This is a genomic window from Spiroplasma clarkii, from assembly GCF_002795265.1.
GTDB classification, from domain to species: Bacteria; Bacillota_I; Bacilli_A; order Mycoplasmatales; family Mycoplasmataceae; genus Spiroplasma_A; species Spiroplasma_A clarkii.
Genome location: NZ_CP024870.1, coordinates 867,697 through 884,725, shown reverse-complemented (window position 1 = coordinate 884,725; position 17,029 = coordinate 867,697). Strand labels below are relative to the sequence as shown.

The following is a 17,029-nucleotide window of genomic DNA, read 5'->3' as shown; positions in this document are numbered from 1 at the left end:
ATAAAGCATTAATAAATAAAACCTGCCATTTGGCAGGTTTTTTATTCATCATTTTGTGTTAGATTAAATTTTTCATTTTTTTGTTGATTTTTTCAGGTGTAGATTTCTTTGAATTTACATAATAACTTATTTTTTGGTAACCAAATTCTTTGTACATACACAAGTAAAAACCATTTTTAGTTTCAACCACAATTCCAGGAATTGTTTGTTTTAAAGTTTTTGTTTTAAAGAGATTGATAAAGTAAATTGCATGTCTGTCAACCAAAATGCTAACAACAGGAATCATTAAAAGACCAAAGATTGTTGAAAATTCCAAATCACTTAATCAATGAAAGCGGAAAACCATAAGAGGATATTTCATTGAGCTTAAAATTAAGAAACTAAAGACTAAGACTGCAATTTTTTTATTAGTTAGTTTTCTACCTTTGTGTTCTCCCAAAAAACAAAATCATAGTCCAAGGGCAGAAAAAGTGGCAGCTGTGTGACCTGATGGAAAGGCTCTATTTCATCAAGCATTTTCGCCTTGAAGACCACCATTTTCACGTTTAAATCAATATCTCATATTTTCAAAGAAACCATTGGGTTGTCATCATTCAAAATAGGGGACATCTCCTCGTCCATCAACACCAGCACCTCATTTGGTAACATTTTGATCATATGTGTAACCCAGGGCTTCAATTTCTTTTAAAATACTTGAAAAAATATTATCATAGTAGAAGGGTCTACCAAAACTCCACTTGACAGCTAAAATCATTAATGACATCACAATCATATATATGATGCCTTTAAGGGCATCAATCCAGTATTCTTGGGTGAAAACATCTTTACGTTTCGAAAAAATGTAACGACAATAATAGGCACCAAATAACATTAAAGAAACTTGAATAACTCGAACAACAGCATAAGCTCAATGTCTTCATGAGATCGATTCTAATAATTTTGGATCAAAAGAACTCCCAAAACCTCGGTCATAATTACCAAATCTTTCTAGAGTTTGAACATAGATAAAAACTGCACTTAAAATAAAACAAACTATGTAAAATACATAACTAGCTCAGGCATGTTTGTTAAAAAACTCATTTTTGGCATATTTTTTTTGGTATAAAACAAATGTTTCTCATCAAATTGCAAACATTACAAAGACTGAAGGTTCAAAAATATAAACTCCTAATTCATCCATAAAGATAATTCAGATTTTTGAAACTTTATTATTAAAACCTTTAGCAAAAATTACTGCAATTTGCCAATCAAAAAAACTTGAAATTATAAATAGTAGCACTGTGATAATTAAAAATGCTAAAATTATAATTCTAAAAGCATTAAGTTTTTTCTTAACTATTAATTCCATAACAACTTTTCCTCAACGTTATTATAGCAATAAAACGTACTTAATGTACTTACTTTTTTAGTTTTTGTTAAAATATGTTCTAATTAATAATGTTTGTGGGGTAAAGTAGGTTTTATTTGTAAATTACTTATAAAAAGCAATTTATTTAGAATAAATAGGGGTTTTTAATAGTAGAAAACTCGGTTTTACAAAATCCAACCACAATATTGTCATTTTAATCTGCTTAGTTTTACAGTTAAGTCAAAAAATAAAGATCAATTAATATCTTAATTAAACTTATGAAAATCTAACTGGGTTTTCAAAAAATCTGAACTGGTTTTTGTAAAAACAGAGCAAAATTACAAGCCAGATTTCAAAGTAGACTTATTAGTTTATATTTAACCACCTTAAGTGGTAAGTTAACTAAAATTCCGGATTTATTTAACTTAATCAAGACATATATCAGTCATGAAAGTGTAGATAATCAATATTATCCATTTTTTAAAAAAAAATAAAAAAAATAACGAAAAGTTGATATAATGATGTTGGAGTAAAATCCATAGAAGGAGAAAATGAATGGAAGTATTATACTTCGTACAAACGTTTTTCGCAACACCAGCGATATTAATAGGTCTGTTTGGAATGATTGGTTCTATTTTACAAAAAAAGAAAGCAACCCAAGTTCTAACATCGACCTTTAAAACAATTACTGGATACTTAGTTTTAGGAGGTGGAGCCGGAGTTTTAGTAGGTTCTATCAGTCACTTTAATAGTGTTTTTGAAGCAGTATTTGGAGTAAGTGGAGTTATTCCCAATAATGATGCCCTTGGAGCAGTTTATGCAGCCATGGCACAAATTGGAACTCTAGCAGCTCTAATAATGATCATCGGAATGATGGGAAATATCTTATTAGCAGCAGTTACAAAATGAAAATATATTTATCTATCAGGACATGTGTTATTTTATATGTCTTGTATGATTGCAGTAGCTTTACAACAAATTGGAATGAATCCAGCTTGAAATAAAGATGCTTGAATGATCTTGATGGTTGGAGGCTTATTTATGTCAATGTACTTGATAATTTCCCCAGCAATTTCTCAAAGATTTATGAAAGTAATTACTAAAACTGACACAATTGCTATGGCACACACTAGTGGAATTTCATATGCAATTGCAGGTTACATTGGAGAAGGATTATTGAAAGTTTCTAAAAAAGATAAATTAAAATCAACTGAAGAAATTAATTTCCCAAAAGGATTAGCTTTTTTAAGAAACTCAAATGTTTCAGTAGTGCTAACAATGTTATTGTTGTTTATTATTTTATACATCACAGCCTGAATCAAAATAGGTAAGGCAGGACTAGTTGACATTGGTTATGTTAGTTCTGACGGTAGTGTTATTGTTCAAATCATAATTGATGCCTTTACATTTGCTGCAGGAATTGAAATTATTCTGTTTGGAGTTAGAACAGTTCTAGCAGAACTTGTTCCTGCCTTTAAAGGGGTTAGTGAAAAACTTGTTAAGGGAGCAAAACCTGCCTTAGATTGTCCAGTAGTCTTTCCCTATGCACCAAATGCAGTATTTATAGGTTTCTTATCTTCACTGGTTGGGGGAATTATTATGATGGCAATTACCATTGGTTTATCAAAAGCTGATAGTGTCTTATTTGCTATTATAATCCCAGGAGTTACAGCCCACTTCTTTACAGGAGCTACTGCCGGAGTCTTTGGTAATGCCAAAGGTGGAGTTTGAGGTAGCATTCTGGGAGGTTTTGTCAATGGAATTTTAATTACACTAGTACCAATTGCTTTTTGAGCTTTAAGTTTAGTTGATAAAACTGAACCAATGGTTTGAGGAGATGCAGATTATGCCTTTGGTTTAATTTTAGGAATCTTCTCATTTATTAAATTAGCTTGAACAAAATACCTAGTACTTGCAGTCTTCTTAGTTTTATTTGGCTTCATGGTCACACTGGGTGCTATTTTACAAAGAAAAGTAAATAAAAACACTAGTGCTAATACACCTGAAACCCCAAAGGTTTCTACAACAGAGACAACAAGAACTGTTAAAAAATAATCAAGACTTAAACTTTGGTTAATATTACCAAAGTTTTTAAAAAAATATTAAGGTTGAGTGAATTTATGAAATTAATTTGTAAAAAATATGCAGTGTATTTAGATAATGACAGTGATGATTGAATTAAAAATTTAAAACTAGGAATAAAACCTCTAATTGCTGATGGAGTTATTGATGAGTTGTGAATTGAAAAATTAATTCAAACCACAAACAAGTTAGGACCATATTTTGTTTTTAGTGATCTATTAGCAATGCCTCATATTAGTCCAGACTCTAGCACCAAAAAACTTGCTACAGGGTTTATTTATTGTAAAAAACCTTTAAAGTTTTTTGGTAATGGCTATGAAAAAACATGTCAAATCATTGTGCCCTTAGTGACAACAGATGCCAATAGTCATATGGAATTGTTAGCACAATTGGTTTCACTTTGAAATGACCAAGATTTTATAAAAAAACTAACAAGCATTTCTGATCAAAAATCTTTTGACAGTTTTGTAGCTGGGGTTGAAAATGAAAGCTAATGAAATAATTGCCATTGTTGGTTTAGCATTGATAATCATTATTGGTTGCGGTTATGCTATTTGATATAGTTATCAGAAGAAAAATAATCCTGATTTTGAAAATGTTCAAGTTGATTTTTTAGCATTTAAATTAGCTAAAAAATTTAAAAATGATCCAAAAATAAAATTCATAATGCATGAAGAAATTAACTATGAAAATTTAAGAGAGTTAGATAAAAATTATCGAGCAATTATGATTTCAGAGAGAATGATTTATTTGTTAAAATTTTTTGCCACTGATCCTGAAAAACAATCAGCTGAATCACAACAAAAAGAAACAAAATTAATTGAAAAATTAAGTAGCAGATTAAATATGGAACCAAAAAATTTTGCAATCTTAAAATATTTTAATGACAGATTATATGTTAGTGAATTAAATAAATGAGCAAAGAAAAGTTCAGAAATATTATTATTGATTAATGAAATCTTGTGATTAAACAAACCAAATGAAATCAATCAAAATAAAATTCAAATTATAAAAAAGAAATAGAGGTAATAAAATGAAAATTGTTGCAGTTTGTGGACATGGACTGGGAAGTTCATTCATTGTTGAAATGAATATTAAAAAAGCATTAGAAGAATTAAATCGTAAAGATATTGAAGTTGAACACACAAATTTAGGTTCATTTGATCCTACCACAGATGTTTTAGCAGTTGTTTGTGGAAAAGATCTTGAAGATAGTATTGAGTTTGATAAAAAAATTGTTTTACTAAATTTATTAGATTTAGTTGAAGTTAAAAATGCCCTTGCCGAATTTTTAAAAAAAGAAAATTTATAAATGCAAAAAGAATTTAAAATTACTCCATCAATTATGACTTGTGATGTTTTAGCAATGCGTACAGAAATTAAAAAATTAATTAAAGCAGGAATAACTCACATTCATTTTGATTTAATGGATGGTCATTTTGTTAATAACTTAGGACTCAGTATTGAAAATTTAATTAGTATCAAAAAAGAATTTCCCGAATTAGTAATTGATGCTCATTGTATGATTAATAATCTTGAAAAATTAATTGAACAAATTTGCATAGCAGATTACATCACATTCCATTTGGATTCACAACAAAGTTTAACAACAAAAGAATTAATTGAAAAAATAAAAACCAGTGGTTGTAAAGTTGGACTCGGAATTGATTTAGCAACAAACTTAGATCAACTTGATGATTTGTTAAGTGAAGTTGACTTGTTAACAATTATGTCAATTAAACCAGGATTTGCAGGACAAGAGTTTGAAGAAAAAACTTGAACCACAATCAAAAAAATTAAACAAAAAATTGCAAAGCAAAATCTTAAAATAAAATTACAAATTGATGGGGGAGTTAGATGAAGTAACATTAACGATCTAATTGCAATGAAACTTGATTTTATTGTTGTTGGTTCATTGTTATTTAAATCTTCTGACTATCAAAAAACTTTAAATGAAATTTACAAGAATTAAATTTAGAAAGGATTTGAAACTATGAAAATTGTTGCAGTTTGTGGATCTGGTCTTGGATCAAGTTTCTTAATTGAAATGAACATTAATGAAACTTGCAAAGCTTTGAAAATTGATGCTGAAGTTTCTCATATTAACTTAGGTTCTTTTGATCCTAATGCTACAGATGTTGTTGTTTGTGGTGCAGACCTTGAGGATAGTATTGAATTTCAAGAAAAAATAGTTCTACAAAATATTGTCGATAAAGATGAAACGTTTGAAAAAATAAAAAAATATTTTAATAAATAAAGGAGAAAAAAAATGACTGATTTAATTAAAAAATCTATTACCAATTTAAGAATTTTGGGAGTTGAACAAATTCATAATAGTAAAACTAGACACCCTGGGATGGTTATGAGTGCAGCACCATTAATGCACACAGTATATCTAAACCATTTAAATATTGATGTAACAGATCCTTTATGAGTAAACCGTGATCGCTTTGTTTTAAGTGCAGGTCATGGAAGTGCTTTGTTATATGCTCAACTTGTAATGGCTGGTTTTGATATTCCAATGAAAGAATTAAAAAATTTTAGACAAATAAATTCTTTAACTCCTGGTCACCCAGAGTTTGGAGTAACTCCAGGAGTAGATGTTTCAACAGGACCATTAGGACAAGGAATTGGTATGGGTGTTGGACTAGCAGCTGCTGAAAAACATTTAAGTCAAAAATATAACCAAGGTGATTTAAAAATAATTGATCACTATACTTATGTAATTTGTGGTGATGCCGACTTAGAAGAGGGTGTTGCCCATGAAGCAATGCAACTTGCTGGAGTTTGAAAACTAAATAAATTGATTGTCTTGTATGATTCAAATGACATCCAATTAGATTCAGCAGTTACCAGTGTACAGTTTAATAAATTTAAACAAGTCTTTGAAGGTTATGATTGAAATTATCTTAAAGTTGAAGATGGAAATGATGTCAAAGCAATTGATGCTGCCATTAAAAAAGCAAAGCAACAAGACAAACCTACCATAATTGAATGTAAAACTTTAATTGGAGAAGGGCATAAGAAATCTGGAACACCAGCAATGCATGGTGAACCATGAAATGATGAAGCTATGAAAGATGTTTATAGTTATTACAATTGAAGTTATGAAAAATTTACAGTTCTTGATGAAGTAAAACAATTGTGAAAGAAAAACTCAATTGACAGAGGTTCAAAAAATAAAATTTCTTGAAACAAAATTAAAGACGAATACAAAAATAAGTTCCCACAATTTTATCAAGAACTATTTGAAAAACACACAATTAAACAAGAACAATTTAAAGATTTACTGCATGAAAAATCTGAACCAACAAGAGCATCTGGAGGTGAAGTTTTAAAAAAAATGCACCAACTGGTGCCAAATTTATTTGGTGGTAGTGCTGACTTAATTGCAGCTACTAAAGTCCAAGGATACTTTGGTGACTTTTCAAGTAGCAACCCCCAAGGAAACAATATTTTATTTGGGGTAAGAGAATTTGGAATGGGTGCAATTATTAATGGAATTGCTTTACATTCAAATCTCAAACCATTTGGAGCAACTTTCTTAGTTTTTTCAGATTATATGAAAAATGCCATTCGATTAAGCGCTTTACAAAAAGTAGCTCCAATTTATGTCTTGACTCATGATTCAATTGCTGCAGGATATGATGGACCAACTCATCAACCCATTGAACAATTGGTTGGTTTGCGTGCAACTCCAAACTTAACAGTTTTAAGACCTGCAGATCTTAAAGAAACAATTGGTGCATATACTTATGCTTATAATTCAACATCAACTCCAACTGCAATTATTTTGTGTAGACAAAATGTTGGTCCATATCAAGAAACTTGTTGAACAAAAACATTAAATGGAGCATATGTTGTTGGTGGTGAGGATTCAAGCCAACCACTTGATGGAATAATCATTGCCACAGTTAGTGAATTGGCTTATGCACTTTATGCTAAGTCTAAAATCACAAATAAAAATTTAAGAGTTGTTTCAATGCCATCAGTTGAATTATTCAACCAACAACCACAAGAATATCAAGAACAAATAATTCCCAAAAATTTTGAAAATATTATTACAATTGAAGCTTCATCAGAGCTTGGTTGACATAAGTTTGCAGGTAAAAAAGGTCTTGTTATTAGTGCTGACAAATTTGGTGATTCAGGTTTTGGAGATGATGTTCTCGCTAAACAAGGATTTGAAAATGAACAAATTTTAAAAAACATCAAAACTTATTTAAATAAATAATTTTTAACAAACAAAAAGTCCACCAAAATGGTGGACTTTTTTACTCATCTTGAGTTAGACTAAATTTTTTCATTTTCTTGCTGATTTTTTCAGGTGCTGATTTTTTTGGACTTATATAATAACTTATTTTTTGGTAACCAAATTCTTTATACATACACAAGTAAAAACCATTTTTTGTTTCAATAACAACTCCAGGTATTGTTTGTTTTAAAGCTCTTGTTTTAAAGAGATTGATAAAATAAGTCATATGTTTATCAACTAGGCTGTTAACTGCAGGAATCATTAAGATACTAAAAATTGTTGAAAATTCTAGATCACTTAACCAATGAAAACGATAAACCATTAGTGAAAACTTCATTGAGTTTAACAATAAAAAACAAAATACTAAAACTGCAATCTTTTTATTAGTTAGTTTTCTACCTTTGTGTTCTCCTAAAAAACAAAATCATAATCCAAAAGCAGCAAAGTTTGATGTTGTGTGACCTGATGGAAAGGCTCTATTTCATCAAGCATTATCACTTAGATTACCAGCACTGTCACTAGCAAACCAATACTTCATATTTTCAAAGAAACCATTGGGTTCTCATCATTCAAAATAGGGGACATCTCCTCGGGCGCCAACTCCAGCACCTCATTTAATAATGTTAGGGTTGTAAGTATAACCTCTGGCCTCAATTTCTTCTAAAATACTTGAAAAAATATTATTGTAATAAAAGGGTCTACCAAAACTCCACTTGACAGCTAAAATCATTAATGCAAGTGTCATCATGTACAACATACCTTTAAAGGCATCAATTCAATATTCTTGGGTGAAGACATCTTTACGTTTTGAAAAAATATAGCGACAATAATAGGCACCAAACAACATTAAAGAAACTTGAATTACTCTAACAATTGCATAAGACCAGTGTCTTCATGAAATTGACTCTAATAATTTTGGATCAAAACTACTTCCAAAACCACTATCATAATCTGCAAATCTTTGAATTGTTTGAAAATATATAAAAAGGGCACTTAAAACAAAACAAACAATGTAGAATATGTAACTGACTCAAACATTTTTGTTAAAAAACTCATTTTTGGCATATTTTTTTTGGTATAAAACAAATGTTTCTCACCAAATTGCAAACATCACAAAGACTGAGGGTTCAAAAATATACATTCCTAGTTCATCCATAAAGATAATTCAGATTTTTGAAATTTTATTGCTAAAACCCTTAGCAAAAATCTCTGCAATTTTTCAATCATAAATGCTTGAAATTATAAAAAATAGCACAGAAACAACTAAAAATGTCAAAATTAAAACCTTAAAAATATTAAATTTCTTTTTAACTATTAGTTCCATATTCACTCTCCTTCTGTGTTATTATAGCAAAAAAACGTACATCAAATTAATAATTTTGGAGTTTCTTTCACTCAAAATCCTTTTATAAGTGGGTTTTTTGAAAAAAATCAAGTCAGATTTTATGTAAATTCATAAAAAAAAGCAGTTTTTAAAAATAGCTAATTTTAGTTAAGTCAAGAAAATAGTTTTTTTCAAAAAATGTGATTAAGAATTTGAGTTTATTTAACAGTTTTCAAATTTAAGTTAAGTTAAGTAATTTAAATTTATAAGACTAAGTGCAAGCTGGTAAAGCTACACTTTTAAAATTATTTCTAAGATAATTCTAAAATACTAGAAATTATTTTAGATAGTGTTATAATATTTTCAGGAGGAAATTAAATATGAAGGTAGCAATTTGTGAAAAATTAGGCGAAAAATTAACAATCAAAGAACTTCCAACACCAAAAGTTGGAGATAATGATTGCTTAGTAAAAATCAAAGCAAGTGGTGTTTGTCATACAGACTTACATGCAGTAACTGGGGATTGACCAATTAAACCAGTTTTACCTCTAGTCCCAGGTCATGAAGGGGTTGGAGAAGTTATTGAAGTTGGTAAAAATGTTGACTTCTTAAAAGTTGGAGATAGGGTGGGAGTCCCATGATTATATTCAGCTTGTGGACGCTGCGAATGATGTGTGGGAGGAAGAGAAACTATTTGTCCTTTTGCACAATATTCAGGTTATACAAAAAATGGAGGTTATGCCACTCACTGTTTAGCAGATGCAAAATATGTGTGCAAAATTCCAGAAAATTTAAGTTATGAAGCTGCAGCACCAATCTTTTGTGCTGGTGTAACAACTTATAAAGCATTAAAACAAACTAAAGTTATTCCAGGAGGTTGAGTTGGTATCTTTGGAATTGGTGGTTTAGGACACTTAGCAGTTCAATATGCAATTGCTATGGGTATGAAAGTTGTAGTCATTGATATTGATGATAAAAAATTAGCACTTGCTAAAAAATATGGAGCAAGTTTACTAATAAATGGTGCAAAAGAACCAACAAGTGAAATTATTAACAAAAAAATTGGTGGTTTAAATGGAGCAGTGGTAACTGCTGTTGCTAAAAAACCATTCTTAGATGCATTTAACTCAATTAGAAATGGGGGAACTATGGCATGTGTGGGATTACCACCAGAAAACATGGAAGTACCAATTTTTGATACAGTTTTAAAAGAAATTAATATTACAGGTAGTTTAGTTGGAACTCGTTTAGATCTCCAAGAAGCACTAGACTTTGCAGCAATTGGAAAAGTGGCTGCAGAATTTAGTACTGCCAAACTTGAAGATATCAATGAAATCTTTGATAAAATGAAGGCTGGGGAAATTACAGGTAGAATTGTTTTAAAAATTGATTAAATTCTTCACTCAAAGTTAAAATTAAAGATAAGCAAAATATCAAATAAATTGTTTTGTATTAACAAAGTTCTTTGTCTTATGTTTAGCTTTTCATAAATTTATTTCTATTTTTTGAATAAAAATTTAGAAATATTTTTTATGTTTAAATAAAAAATAATTTTAAAATTCCTTGTTTTGATGCATTTTTTGGTAAAATTAAATAGTAATTACATAAAACAGTAAAAAAATCATAAATTCTCACTAAAAAATGCCATTTACAATACATTCTTTCATATTTTAGTGTATAATTTATGTATGTTTAGAGGTTTACAAATTTAAACAAAACTACCTCTAAATCAAATAAAAATGTTTAAATTAGAAAGATGGTGCACATAAATGTCAAGTACACAAAAAGGACCAGACAAAGCTGCAGTTAAAAGAGCTGCTTCAAATGCGAAGAGATCACAACACATTCAAACTAGAAAAAAAGCTAGTGACCCAAAACCAAACAGAATTAACCTTAAAGATGTTAAATTAACAGAAGGTCAAGAAAAATTTGTTTGAGAAAAAGCTGATCCAGTATCTGCTACAAACCCTGCAATTTTTAGAAAAGATGTTGCAGGAGCGATTCTAAAATTCAATGAACTTGGATTAGAATCAGAATTTGGATGAGTTTATTCGTTAATTGATCCAGAGGGAGAAAATGATGACATCAACAACGTTGTGGCAATGCACTGAAAAAATGCAAAAGTTAAACGCAAAGCTGGTGACATGTGAATAGCTCCAGTTACAGGTGCAAGAGAACACAGAGACATCTATAACTATATGAAAGATGTTAAAATTACTGCGGATGCATTAGATAAAACTAAAAAGACTGTCTTATTCCAAGATACAAAAGTTGAGCCTAAAAAAATTAATGTTGAAATTAGAAAAGCTCCTAATGGAAAAAAATAAGACAATAATGCAAAAATATCTCCTTTTAGAGATATTTTTTTATTTTAAAATCTGTTCTGTTTTTTTTACTCAAATGGAATAAAAATTATTGCTAAAAACAACTAGACTTTTGCTACAATGATATTGAAATTTAGTTGAGTTTGATGTCAATTTTATAATAAAAATAATTAATAATTAATGAGATTGTGTACTTCCACCTTTTTCCGGACAAAAAATTAAATTACATTTATATTGAATGTAAAATAATATTGTTAGGAAAGAGGTTTTTTTATGGGACATTACTCAGCAAAGCAAAAAGAAAAAATAATTTTAAAATTTAGAGAGAGCAAGACAAAGGCCAAGAATTTTGTTAAAAGTTATGGCATCTCAGATCAAACACTTTTAAATTGGTGTAAAAAGTATGATCAATCTGGAATTGATGGTCTTGGGGCACCAAATTCAGCTGATAAAGAAGAACTAATAATTTTAAGAAATGAAGTTAAAGAACTGAAGAAGAAAAATGCCGAATTAGAAACTAGAAATGAAATGTGAAAAAGAATTGAGGCCCTGATAAGTAAAAAAAAGTAGTTAAATGGGAGCTTAATATAATTAAATGCTTAGTTGTTGAGGAATTTATCTACAATGAATTCAAAATACCTAAAAATGGCTTATTAAAAATTGCTCAACTTCCAAAAAGTACATACTATGAATGAGTGAAGCAAGGGAAACCTAGGGTAAGATATTATGATCATGATTTTTATTTAAATATTGAGCAGAGCTTTATTGATTCAGGAAAAACCTATGGTTGTAAAAGAATTGCAATAGATTTGCTCACTAAGGGGATAGCTAAGTCATCACATAAAAAAATATTGAGATACTTTAAAATGAGAAGCATCTCCACCAATAATCATGTGAAATGAAAAAATAAGGTAGCAAAACCTGAAAAGGTTGGTAAATACCCAAACTTGTTAACTGATCCTGAAAATTTTGATAAGTATGGTGATGTTTTTTCAGTAGACATAACAGAAAAGGAATTCAATGGTGAAAGATACTATACCTGTGGTTTTTATCATATTAAAATGAAAAAAATCTTTGGTTTAGTAACAGAAAAAAATAAAGGGAATCAACTTGTAGAAAAATCATTTCTAAAAATGACTGATGAATTTGGTGTCTTCTTGCCAAACAGTGTAATACACTCAGATAATGGTTCTGAATTTAAAGCATATAATTATAAGTTGATGCTAATGTACTTTAATTTGATTCCAAGCATGTCAAGAATAGCCAAGTCTACAGATAATGGTTGGATTGAAGGGTTTTGATCAGTTTTTAAAAGAGAATGCTTAAAAGAAAATTACTGTTATAAAGGACTTGCTGAGTATCAGCTAAATGCAAGTTTATATCAAAAATTTTACAATTATGTGAGAATAAAGTTGTAAAATATGTGTGTCCGGAAAAAGGTTACCTGTCAAATTAATGAGATTGGGTGATTTAAAACCATTTTTATGCAAAAATAGGTGAGGTTGAGATATAATATAAGTGTCCTTCGGGACACCCAAGAATACTTGTTTATTCTTAAGTTTGCGTGAGTGTCTAAAACCGCTCTATAAGTTAGTATTCCCTATCTCATGCATTTCACAGCGGTTGGGGGTATTTTTATTTTTAAGATGTTTAATCAACATTAGAGATTTTAAAAATAAGAAGGAGAAAAAAGGGTATGAGCAAAATCATTGTCATTGTTGGACCAACTGCCTCTGGGAAAACTGATTTATCAATTAGGTTAGCAAAAGAGTTTAATGGTGAAGTTATCAATGCAGATTCAACACAAATTTTTCAGGGCACAGATATAGCTACAAACAAAATTACCACAGCAGAAATGCAAGGTATTAAGCATCACTTGCTCTCGATTAAAGCAGTTAATGAAACTTATTCTGTAGCTGACTTTCAAAGAGATGCTCGTAATTGTATTGCAGCAATTCAACAACAAAAAAAGACCCCAATTGTGGTTGGTGGTACAGGTTTATACATCAATGCTTTGTTGTATCAGTATAATTTTTTGAAGTTTGAACATATTCCTGGTTTTGAAAAACAGTTTGAGCAATTATCAAATCTTGAGGTTTGACAAAAGTTAGCTGCTTTAGACCACCAAGCAGCTTTAAAAATTCACCCAAACAATCGTTACCGAACAATTAGAGCATTAGAAATACTTCAATCAACAGGTCAAACAAAAACGGATATAATTGAAAATAACCACCAATACTTTTATGAGTCCCAAGATCTCATCATTATTGGTTTAGCACCAAATAGAGAACAACTGTACCAGTGCATTAATCAGAGAGTTTTGCGGTTAATTAAGCAAGGTTTATTTATTGAAATTACTAATGCCTACAATGCCACTGATTTCCAATTAACTCAAGCCTTGACTTGTATTGGCGGTAAGGAAATCATTCAATACTTAATGCAAAAAATTAATTATGAAACTTGTATTAGTTTAATGCAAAAAAACAATCGCCATTATGCTCGTCGTCAATTCACATGATTTAAAAATCAATTACCAGATTGTCACTGATTTGAATTTAAAATGGAAAATTTTGACAATGCCTGTGAAGATATTATTAAGTTAATAAAAAGAATTATAGTATAATTATCAATATTAGCAGCCTAATTAATTTTAAAACAAATTATATATAAGGAGTGGAAAGTCTATGATTTCTGTTTATGAAAGAGTTGAAAATTTAGCACTTGATAGTAAAAATACTACTTTTACTACAATTGCCAAGCAAATTTTAAGTGACTTTAATGAAGGTATTTTTAGAAATCAGAATGAATTGTCTGATATTTGTTTTGTTTCAATGTCAACAGTAACCCAATTTTCAAAAGCTACTTTGTGTGAAGGTTACAAAGAGTTAACTATTCGCTTAAAAATTGAATATGAAAATAGAATGCTGGTAAAACCAATTAGAGATGCAGAAAATGTTGATGAACTTTCGTTACAAGTTTTAGAAATAATTAATGCATGAGCAATTGATGCCAAGGAATTTATCTTAAGTTTAGCTAAAGAAATTAATCAGAAAAAACGAATTTGAATTGCTCCATCAAGTCAATCATTGCCAGCAACTCGAAATTTACATGACATCTTGTTAAATCAAGGTGTTGATGTTAAATTAATGGATTCTTCAACTAACCTTGAGGTTGCCAGACACTTTGATTTTAAAAATGAACTGGTTTTAATGGTAGTGACTGGTAGAGATACATTGACTTTGCAAAGAATCTTAGAATACCTTGAAAAACTAAGTCGCAAAGTTTATATTATTACCACATTAAATCATGCTGAAGAAATTCCTGTGGTTGATGGCTGAAACATTTTATACTTAAATTTAAATAAATATACAGATTATAAGTATAAATTACATGCTCTAAACACACTTTATTTTTTATTGGGTGAAAAAATTGATAACAAACCAATAATTTTATAAGTCAATTTTAAATTAAGTAATCAAAAATGCAGATAAAATTTGCATTTTTTTTAATTAATAAAAATATTTTTTTTGTGACAAATTCTCTTATTATTTAGCGATTAATAAATTGAGGGGGTGAAAAAATGAATAAGGAATATATTATTTATCAAGTAAAACTTCACAAAAGTAAACAAGGTATTAGACTTGTACCAACAGTGTTTGTTCCATGGAATGATCCAATATTAATTGAAGATTATGAATGGTTAAAAAGTTCTAAAACAGATAATGAAATTGATTTAGTTAATGAAGATAATAAAGTAATTAAAAAGTTGGTTTTAAAATATAATATTAAAACAACTCCAAAAATTTGTCGTCCATTATTGACAAAAGCAATTGCAGATACAAAGAAAGAGTTTGAAGAAAAACTTACAAGCCAACAAAAAGAATTTAATGAAATTTCACTCAAAAAGCAAAAAGAATTTGATGCAGAGATTGTAAATCAGAAAACTGTATTCAATGAAAAGATTGCACATCAACAAAAAGTTATAGATGAATTATTGTTTCAAGTTAAAGGGTTTAAAAATAAGTAGCAAATTTTTTTAAAAGGATAAGTTCAAGTTTTGAACTTGTTTTTTTAGTTGGGGGAGAGAGAAACAGAATAAATGTATGATATACTAATTAAAGATTATGAAATATTAATGATTATAGATAGAAAAGGAGATTAATAATGATTATTAAAGAAAATAGGGAAATTAAAAGTGACAGTCTTGAATCTATTCTTGATTCACTACCACCAGTTTGTTGTCCATATGCAAAAAGAGAATTTGCTAATTTAAAAAAAGAATTTGATGAAAAACTTACAAATCAATATAATGAATTTATTGAAAAAAGTGACAAACAATATAATGAATTTATTGAAAAAAGCAACAATCAATATAAAAAATTTATTCAGGATTTGGATAATATGCAAAACACAATAGATAAGTTAGTGCTTGAACTTAAAGAACTTGAAAACAATAATAGTCTAAGTTCCAAAGGATAAATTCACAATTTTAGAATATTTTGGAACAAGAAAGCTTGTATAGCCATGACATAATAATTAAAGATTATGAAATATTAATGATTGTAGATAGATAAGGAGATTAATAATGATTATTAAAGAAAACAGGGAAATTAAAAGTGAAAGTCTTGAATCTATTCTTGATTCACTACCACCAGTTTGTCGTCCATATGCAAAAAGAGAATTTGCTAATTTAAAAAAAGAATTTGACGAAAGACTTACAAATCAATATAATGAATTTATTGAAAAAAGTGACAAACAATATAATGAATTCATCGAGAAAAGTAACAATCAATATAATGAATTTATTGAAAAAAGTGACAATCAATATAAAAAATTTATTCAGGATTTGGATAATATGCAAAACACAATAGATAAATTAGTGCTTGAATTTAAAGAGCTTGAAAACAATGATAGTCTAAGTTCCAAAGGATAAATTCACGGTTTTAAAGTATTTTGGAACAAGAAAGCTTGTATAGTCATGACATAATAATTAAAGATTATGAAATATTAATGATTGTAGATAGATAAGGAGATTAATAATGATTATTAAAGAAAACAGGGAAATTAAAAGTGAAAGTCTTGAATCTATTCTTGATTCACTACCACCAGTTTGTCGTCCATATGCAAAAAGAGAATTTGCTAATTTAAAAAAAGAATTTGATGAAAGACTTACAAATCAATATAATGAATTTATTGAAAAAAGTGACAATCAATATAAAAAATTTATTCAAGATTTGGATAATATGCAAAACACAATAGATAAATTAGTGCTTGAATTTAAAGAACTTGAAAACAAAAAAATTAGTTAAATTTCAAAGGATAAGCCATAGATTTGTGCTTATCCTTTTTTTGATGACTTAAGTGCTAAATTTAATGCAATTTTTAGTTAAATTATAAAAAATATTTTAAATCACATTAATTTGATAGATAATTATCCTAGGAGAGAGATATTTTTACAAAACAACATATAAAACTATTAGTAAGATAGCTATTGCTCAAAAAAGAACAAAAGCAGCTAGAATCACTCATTTAGATCAAGTAAAAGAAATTTGCTTAATTTTATCTAGAAAACGAAAAACAGCCCAAACAATAAAGGGGAGGGCAAAACCAATTCCAGCTAAGATACTTGTTAATGCAATAGTCATAAACTCACTCCCTTGTTAAGTTAATTATTACACATTTTTAGTAAAGGTAAG

General features: G+C 28.8%; 20 protein-coding genes. 17 read left to right on the top strand and 3 right to left on the bottom strand.

Annotated elements, in window-relative coordinates; all coding sequences use genetic code 4:
- Positions 1 to 58: 58 nt before the first annotated feature.
- Positions 59 to 1,348 carry a phosphatase PAP2 family protein gene (locus tag SCLAR_RS03965; RefSeq protein ID WP_100254636.1) on the bottom strand — a complete coding sequence of 430 codons (1,290 nt, stop codon included), beginning with the start codon at positions 1,346 to 1,348 and terminating at the stop codon, positions 59 to 61.
- 555 nt (positions 1,349 to 1,903) lie between these two features.
- On the opposite strand from SCLAR_RS03965, the gene SCLAR_RS03960 reads away from it, so the two are divergent.
- From SCLAR_RS03960 to tkt, 7 genes are all read left to right on the top strand, one after another.
- Positions 1,904 to 3,403, top strand: a complete 1,500-nt coding sequence (locus SCLAR_RS03960) for a PTS ascorbate transporter subunit IIC (RefSeq protein WP_100254635.1) — start codon at positions 1,904 to 1,906, stop codon at positions 3,401 to 3,403.
- A gap of 65 nt (positions 3,404 to 3,468) precedes the next feature.
- Positions 3,469 to 3,924: a PTS sugar transporter subunit IIA gene (locus tag SCLAR_RS03955; protein WP_100254634.1), complete on the top strand. Its 456-nt coding sequence runs from the start codon at positions 3,469 to 3,471 to the stop codon at positions 3,922 to 3,924.
- Entirely contained in the window at positions 3,914 to 4,453 is a 540-nt protein-coding gene (locus SCLAR_RS03950) for a hypothetical protein (protein ID WP_100254633.1), read from the top strand. Before SCLAR_RS03955 ends, SCLAR_RS03950 begins: the two co-directional genes overlap by 11 nt.
- Before the next feature lie 10 nt (positions 4,454 to 4,463).
- Positions 4,464 to 4,742, top strand: a complete 279-nt coding sequence (locus SCLAR_RS03945) for a PTS sugar transporter subunit IIB (RefSeq protein WP_100254632.1) — start codon at positions 4,464 to 4,466, stop codon at positions 4,740 to 4,742.
- Positions 4,743 to 5,402, top strand: coding sequence for a ribulose-phosphate 3-epimerase (locus tag SCLAR_RS03940; protein WP_100254631.1), 660 nt, complete (start codon positions 4,743 to 4,745; stop codon positions 5,400 to 5,402).
- A gap of 21 nt (positions 5,403 to 5,423) precedes the next feature.
- Positions 5,424 to 5,687 (top strand): PTS sugar transporter subunit IIB, encoded by a 264-nt coding sequence (locus SCLAR_RS03935; RefSeq protein ID WP_100254630.1) that lies wholly within the window; start codon positions 5,424 to 5,426, stop codon positions 5,685 to 5,687.
- 12 nt (positions 5,688 to 5,699) lie between these two features.
- A complete protein-coding gene (gene tkt / locus SCLAR_RS03930; protein WP_100254629.1) occupies positions 5,700 to 7,664 on the top strand; it encodes a transketolase in 1,965 nt (654 codons plus the stop codon).
- Between the two features lie 40 nt (positions 7,665 to 7,704).
- Here tkt and SCLAR_RS03925 read toward each other — a convergent pair whose 3' ends face one another.
- Complete coding sequence (locus SCLAR_RS03925; RefSeq protein ID WP_100254628.1) at positions 7,705 to 9,009, bottom strand: phosphatase PAP2 family protein; 1,305 nt, start codon at positions 9,007 to 9,009, stop codon at positions 7,705 to 7,707.
- Between the two features lie 380 nt (positions 9,010 to 9,389).
- Between SCLAR_RS03925 and adhP the strand changes: the two genes are divergently transcribed.
- From adhP to SCLAR_RS03875, 10 genes are all read left to right on the top strand, one after another.
- The gene (gene adhP, locus SCLAR_RS03920) at positions 9,390 to 10,403 is read left to right on the top strand and encodes an alcohol dehydrogenase AdhP (RefSeq protein ID WP_100254627.1); all 1,014 of its coding nucleotides are present in this window, start codon (positions 9,390 to 9,392) and stop codon (positions 10,401 to 10,403) included.
- A 375-nt stretch (positions 10,404 to 10,778) separates the two neighbouring features.
- Complete coding sequence (locus SCLAR_RS03915; RefSeq protein WP_100254626.1) at positions 10,779 to 11,336, top strand: hypothetical protein; 558 nt, start codon at positions 10,779 to 10,781, stop codon at positions 11,334 to 11,336.
- A 270-nt stretch (positions 11,337 to 11,606) separates the two neighbouring features.
- A complete protein-coding gene (locus tag SCLAR_RS03910; RefSeq protein WP_100254044.1) occupies positions 11,607 to 11,903 on the top strand; it encodes a transposase in 297 nt (98 codons plus the stop codon).
- A gap of 125 nt (positions 11,904 to 12,028) precedes the next feature.
- A complete protein-coding gene (locus SCLAR_RS03905) occupies positions 12,029 to 12,751 on the top strand; it encodes a DDE-type integrase/transposase/recombinase (RefSeq protein ID WP_146637825.1) in 723 nt (240 codons plus the stop codon).
- A 278-nt stretch (positions 12,752 to 13,029) separates the two neighbouring features.
- A complete protein-coding gene (gene miaA / locus SCLAR_RS03900; RefSeq protein WP_100254625.1) occupies positions 13,030 to 13,956 on the top strand; it encodes a tRNA (adenosine(37)-N6)-dimethylallyltransferase MiaA in 927 nt (308 codons plus the stop codon).
- 61 nt (positions 13,957 to 14,017) lie between these two features.
- Positions 14,018 to 14,788, top strand: coding sequence for a MurR/RpiR family transcriptional regulator (locus SCLAR_RS03895; protein WP_100254624.1), 771 nt, complete (start codon positions 14,018 to 14,020; stop codon positions 14,786 to 14,788).
- A 125-nt stretch (positions 14,789 to 14,913) separates the two neighbouring features.
- Complete coding sequence (locus SCLAR_RS03890) at positions 14,914 to 15,360, top strand: hypothetical protein (RefSeq protein WP_100254623.1); 447 nt, start codon at positions 14,914 to 14,916, stop codon at positions 15,358 to 15,360.
- 137 nt (positions 15,361 to 15,497) lie between these two features.
- A complete protein-coding gene (locus SCLAR_RS03885) occupies positions 15,498 to 15,812 on the top strand; it encodes a hypothetical protein (protein WP_100254622.1) in 315 nt (104 codons plus the stop codon).
- A 106-nt stretch (positions 15,813 to 15,918) separates the two neighbouring features.
- Positions 15,919 to 16,266, top strand: coding sequence for a hypothetical protein (locus tag SCLAR_RS03880; RefSeq protein ID WP_100254621.1), 348 nt, complete (start codon positions 15,919 to 15,921; stop codon positions 16,264 to 16,266).
- A 106-nt stretch (positions 16,267 to 16,372) separates the two neighbouring features.
- The gene (locus SCLAR_RS03875) at positions 16,373 to 16,642 is read left to right on the top strand and encodes a hypothetical protein (RefSeq protein ID WP_100254620.1); all 270 of its coding nucleotides are present in this window, start codon (positions 16,373 to 16,375) and stop codon (positions 16,640 to 16,642) included.
- A 144-nt stretch (positions 16,643 to 16,786) separates the two neighbouring features.
- On the opposite strand, the gene SCLAR_RS03870 is transcribed toward SCLAR_RS03875, so the two are convergent.
- Positions 16,787 to 16,978 (bottom strand): hypothetical protein, encoded by a 192-nt coding sequence (locus tag SCLAR_RS03870; protein ID WP_100254619.1) that lies wholly within the window; start codon positions 16,976 to 16,978, stop codon positions 16,787 to 16,789.
- Between the last annotated feature and the right edge of the window lie 51 nt (positions 16,979 to 17,029).